General features: G+C 68.0%; 2 protein-coding genes. Both read right to left on the bottom strand.

Going from position 1 to position 3,642, the window contains the following annotated elements; all coding sequences use genetic code 11:
• The coding region (locus tag ACYU8I_RS18805) for a LamG-like jellyroll fold domain-containing protein (RefSeq protein WP_460843860.1) at positions 1 to 3,232 on the bottom strand (3,232 nt) is incomplete at its 3' end.
• A gap of 189 nt (positions 3,233 to 3,421) precedes the next feature.
• Positions 3,422 to 3,642, bottom strand: a 221-nt coding sequence (locus ACYU8I_RS18810; RefSeq protein WP_460843863.1) for a hypothetical protein, incomplete at its 5' end; no start/stop codon positions are given.

A 3,642-nucleotide genomic window follows, 5' to 3' on the forward strand; every position in this document is an offset into this window, starting at 1 on the left:
TGACCGTGTACGTCCCCGAAGCAGCGTACGTGTGCTGCGCCGTCCGGCCCGTTCCCGACGTGCCGTCACCGAAGTCCCACGCGTAGGTGAGGCTCGAGCCCTCGGGATCCGACGAACCGCCGGCGTCGAACCCGACCTCGAGGTCACTGACCCGCGAGACGAACGCCGCACTCGGCGACGAGTTGGGCAAGACGCCGCCCCCAGCGACGAAGTGCGACCTGACGTCGTCCGCGCTCAGTGCGCGGTGGAAGACCGCCGCCTCATCGACCTGGCCCAGCAGGTTGCCGGCAGTGTTGCCCCCCCAGGTGGCGTCCGAGCCGACCCGCCAATAGCCGGAGTAGACCTGGGGAACGACGAACGGCGTCGATGCCTCCAGCCGACCGTCGACGTACAGCTTCGCCCCGCCTTCCGGGTCGACCGTCGCCACGAGCTGGTGCCAGGAGCCGTCGTTCACGTGCGAGGTGCTCTGCAGCTCCACGCGACTCGTGCCGTCGACGCCGAACCGCGCCTTGCCGGTGTCGCTGAGCCAGAGCATGCGGTCGTACTGGGTCGAGGTGGTGGTTCCCGGCGCGTTGCCGAATCCGAAGATCCGGCCACCGTTGGTGCTGGACGTACGCACCCACACCTCTTGGCTGAAGCGCTGGGGAGCGGTCGTGGCCGCGGTCTGCGTGACCGTGCCGGCCGGGGTGGTCCGGGTGCCCACCCGTGAAGTGGGACGCAGCAGCGCGGAGGTGTCATCGGCCGTGACGCCCGTCTGACGCTGGGAGTAGTTGCCGGCGTACGTACCGGGGGTCACCCCGAGCGCCGAGTCCGTCGCGGTGGTCGTGGCGTCGTTCAGACGCCAGTAGAGGTCGGGTCGACTGTCGTGGATGGCGCGACCAAGCCGGTCGGCTGGCCTCGCCGGGAGGGTCGACCCCCGGCCGCTGATCGTCCAGTGCGCGTCGACCTGCTGGGGTGAGAGGACCATCGGGTAGATGGCGAAGTTCGCGATCTGACCGTTGAAGTACTTCGCACCGCTCCACGTCCGGTCTCCCCCCACGCGCCACCACCCGGGGTAGCGGGCACCCGAGGTCACGTTGGTGCGCCTGCCCACCCTCTTGCCGTCGAGGAAGAGCTGCATCCCGTCACGACCGAGAGTCGCGACCGCGTGGTGCCACTGACCGTTGTTGTAGCCGGTACCGGAGCTGACGGTCTGCGAGCCACCTGAGCTCACACCGAAGAGCACCCGCCCCGACGTGTCCATGTAGATGTGCCGGTCGTAGGAGCCGGAGTCATTCGTCCGCGAGCTGCCGAAACCAGAGATCTTCCCACCCGCGCTCGAGCTGGTGCGGAACCAGACCTCCTGGCTGAATACGTCGGGGGCGTCCTTGAACTCAGTGCCGGCCACCAGGGCCGAGACCGTCGCGTTGAACGACGACGCGTTTGATCCTGCTACCGGACCGGTCGCGCCCCTCGTCACTCCGGCTCCGGCCGTCGTGGAGTCGACCCCAGCCAGGTCCACGACCTCGCTCGTGCCTGCGGGCTCGTCCAAAGGCCAGAAGGTACGCGCACCGTCGTCCAGGACCGCATCTGCATAGTCGGAGATGGCGCCGCTGCCAGCGACCGTGACAGTGATCCAACCGCTCGAGTTCACGTTCCCGCTCGGGTCTGTCGCCCGCACGAGATAGCGAGTCGCCACCCCGGGCGTGACCGAGGTGTCGGTGAAGCTCATCGTGCGTCCGTCCCAGAACCGGCTGGTCTGCTCCTCCGTGTGGACGACGTTCGACGAGGTGTCGCGCGAAACTCGGTAGGTCAGGGTGTCGTCGTCACGGTCCCAGAGCGCTGGCCACGTCACGCGGACCTCTCCAGGACGCATGCTGCGTACGGTCGGGGTGAAGACCGAACCCGTGACTGGACGCGGGCCCTGCTTGTTCGGTGCGAGGGAGCGGACCGCATACCGGACCAGGCCCTGCTGAGGGGTCCCGTTGACCTTCGGGAACTCCCCGCCGTAGACGACGTACTGCGAGTTGCCCGCGACCGACCAGGTGGCTTGCGACTGGCCGGTGAAAGTGCCCACGTCGGTCTGGGGGAACCAGCTCAGCAGACCTGGCCGCGGCGTGCCCGGGTGCGCGGGGTATCCATAGATGTCTGGGAGGTTGACCCCCTGCGTCTCACGGGTCCACGCAGTCGAGTGACGGAACGACCACGGCGTGGTCTGCGGGAACCCACCGCTGTTGCCGCAGTAGTGCTTGTGGCTGGCGGTGTAGACGACGTCACCGATCGGGGCCGCGTCGTAGGTGTCGCCGTGGCAGTCCTCCATGTTGATCAGCGAGCCGTCGGCCCAGCTGACCCTGAACATGCCCTCGGTGGTGCCGGTCTTGCCGTAGTTGTAGCCGACGCCGACGAACGTGTCGCCGTCGTTGACCACACGTAGCACCGAGGAGCTCGCCCCGGCGTTCCGGATTCGCGTGTTGACGGGTAGGGGGAGCCCCGCGCCCGTCACTGCGTCTGCCCGGAACATGCCGTAGCCCGGGCTCGAGGCGCCCGCCACGCTGGTGAAGTTGCCGCTCATCACGACCTGCTTGCCGCTCGGGTCAGTGGCCAGCGACTGCACGCGACCGTTGTCGATCGGCACCGCAAAGGGTTGGACGGCACCCGTGCGGAGGTCGAATGCTGCGACCTTCGACCTCACCTCGTCGTTCATCCTGCTGAAGTTGCCGCCGACGAACGCGGTCGAGCCGGTGACCGCAACGCCCATCGCCGGTGCGTCCACGCCGGCTGCGACCTTGTTGAGCGAGCCGTCCGGCAGGTTGAGCACCGCGACCCGGTACCGTCCTTGACCATCGACCGAGGTGAAGCTGCCGACGACCACCAGCTTGGTGCCGTCGGGTGTGACGGCGAGGTCAGAGACCTTGCCGTTGAAGACAGGGTCGAACTCCTGGATCAGCTCACCGGTCCGGATGTCGTAAGCCAGCATGTTGGAGCGAGGAGTCGTGTCGACGCCCGGTGCAGCACCTGCCGGCCTCGCCGTCGTGAACTCCCCACCCACGTAGACGACGTCTCCGGACACGACCTGCTTCCAGGCAACCCCGTCGATCTGCACCGTCGGTAGCGCATCGGCACTGACAGTCTCCGTAGCGACCTGCGTCTCGTCCGCAGCCGCTGCGGTCGCCGTGGACACGACGGTGGTCATGGCGGCGGCGAGGCCGACCACCACGACTCGGACGACGATGGACCTGAGGCGCGACACCATGACTCCCCCTGACGGATCCGCCTCTGACAGCTCGGGCACCAAGCCAAGGCAGTGGCCCGAGATTAGGGCGAGACGCCTGTTGGCACCCCATCTGAGGTGCTGGCTGTCTAGGCCGCACGACAGGCGAGCGGGACGCCGAAGCGGCTCGACACCCGGAGGTGTCGAGCCGCTCGCTCCATCCGGCGCGCGTCAGTTCTTCGTCGCGGTGAAGCCGTGGATGGAGGTGATGACGGGGGCGTTGGCCTGTGATGCGGCCGGCAGCCAGCTGAAGAGACCCACCGACCCCGCGGCCTGGAAGCCCGCGGTGTTGTCGGTCGTCGAGCGCTGCCAAGCAACAGGCTCCTGCTCCGCAGACGGCCACACCTTCGCCGAGACCGCCGTCGGAGTCGTCCCACGCACCGACATCTTCA

This window comes from Nocardioides marmoraquaticus, assembly GCF_054777915.1.